Consider the following 1,134-nt stretch of genomic DNA (forward strand, 5'->3'; position numbering starts at 1 on the left):
CCGATGGCGGTCTGAAGCGCTTCCAGCTCCCGTTGCAGGGCGTCGATGCCCAGTTCGTCGGCCTTGCGGCGCTGGCCTTCGCGGGCCTCCTCGAAAAGCGTCTTCAAGGTCCGCAGGTCCATGGCCATGGCCGCGTCGCGGTCTTCGTCGGAGAGGACGGCGCCTTCGGGTTTGGCGACATCGCCGGCGCGATCGTCCAGCCCTTTCATCAGGGTGCGTCGTTCCAGAATGTCGTTCTGCAGGCCGGATTTCTCCTCGCGGATCCGCTCGAGCGAACGGTTTTCGGCGTCGATCCGGGCCGCCAGGGCGTCCTTTGTGGAGATCATCTCTTCCGCTTCCCGTTTCCAGTCTTCAAGCGGTGCGTACTTCTGTAGCCAGGTCTCCACCTGTTTGCGGCGTTCGGCCAGGCCGGCCACGTCGGCGGCAAGGGACTGGATGGACCGCTCCTGTTCGGCCTTGCGATCGCGCAGCGTCTCCGAAAGCGTTTCCGCGTCTAAAATCTCCGCTGCCAGAGCCGCCAGGGTCTGGTCCAGTTCCCGCATGCGCTCGGTGAGGGTGCTCACCGCGGCTGCGTCCGGAAACTGCTCCCGGTAGGCGTGCAGATCCCGGCTGTCCGCTTCCATTTCCCGCAGTTCGCCGGTCTTTTCGTCGATCGCTTTTGCGATGGTATCGCGCCGCTCGCGGAGCTGCGCGAGGGTTTTTTCCCGGTGGTCTTTTGAGTAGACGCCCGGGTCACTGGGGCAGATCACCACCGGTTCGATGGCCGTCAGTGCATCGGGTGGGCAGGGGGTGGAGACGATAACGGGCCGGTGGAGCCACTCGGGCACGGGCAGGCCCTGCACGGCCTCGACGACATCCTCGGTGGCGGCCATGATGCCGGTGAAGCGTCCGGGATCGCTCTCGATGAAGCGGGCGATCTCCTCGGGCGCTGCATACAGCCCGGCCAAATACTCGGGGAAGGCTTTCAATTCGCCACGAGAGATGCCGCTTTCGTGGTAGTGGGCGATCAGCCGGCGGGTCTGGTCATCGGCGGTCAGGGTTTCGGTGCCGGTCAGCCGTTCCAGTTCCATCGTCAGGTCCAGGCGCTCACGGACCTTGTCTTCGCGCCGCTCGCGGCCGCGGGCGATGGCGTCG

General features: G+C 65.6%; 1 protein-coding gene. It reads right to left on the reverse strand.

The window, feature by feature from the left end:
- The coding region (locus JCM12296_RS40845; RefSeq protein ID WP_218188460.1) for a coiled-coil domain-containing protein at nt 1–1,134 on the reverse strand (1,134 nt) is incomplete at both ends.

The sequence above is a fragment of the Desulfosarcina cetonica JCM 12296 genome (assembly GCF_001311845.1).
Lineage (GTDB): Bacteria > Desulfobacterota > Desulfobacteria > Desulfobacterales > Desulfosarcinaceae > Desulfosarcina > Desulfosarcina cetonica.